Source organism: Brevundimonas denitrificans (genome assembly GCF_030160755.1).
GTDB lineage: Bacteria > Pseudomonadota > Alphaproteobacteria > Caulobacterales > Caulobacteraceae > Brevundimonas > Brevundimonas denitrificans.
Map to the genome: position 1 here is coordinate 1 of NZ_BSOY01000223.1, position 570 is coordinate 570.

At 58.4% G+C, this 570-nt stretch carries 1 protein-coding gene; it reads right to left on the reverse strand.

What is annotated here, in order from left to right; genetic code table 11:
- Positions 1-449 (reverse strand): TRAP transporter large permease subunit (locus tag QQJ79_RS15885; RefSeq protein WP_284223908.1); only part of this gene is annotated, 449 nt, incomplete at its 3' end.
- Positions 450-570: the final 121 nt, after the last annotated feature.

Here is a 570-nt window from a genome sequence, read left to right on the forward strand (position 1 = left end):
GTCGCGGAACCGGCCAAGGTCCCGATCATCAGTTTTTCAGGATATTTCCGCTTTGAAAGTTCCGGAATGGACAGTTTGCCAATGGTGGCCGCCGTCGCGGCGGAAGACCCGGACACGGCCGCAAAGATTCCGCAACCGATGATATTCACATGCAGAAGCCGTCCGGGAAGGCGGTTCATCCACGGCGCAAGACCGGTGAACATGTCTTCCGACAAACGGGAGCGGAACAGGATTTCCCCCATCCAGATAAACAGCGGCAGCGCCGCCAGCGCCCAGGAATTGCTGGCGCCCCATGCGGTTGTGGCCAGAACATCGCCAACCGGGGCATCGGTAAAGACAAACATGCCCACCATCCCCACAGCCAGCAGGGAGAAGGCAACCCAGACACCGGCCCCAAGCAGGGCCAGAAGAACAAGTAAAAGAAGCGCTGTCAGTGCAATTTCGGTCATGGACGATCCTCCCCAGCGATATAGTCGGCGGCGGTATCATCCTCGTCCACCAGAAGGTTTTCCCCCTTGCCTTCATAGGACGCCCCGTGCCCAAGAAGCACAGAGATCAACTCGTCCAGAA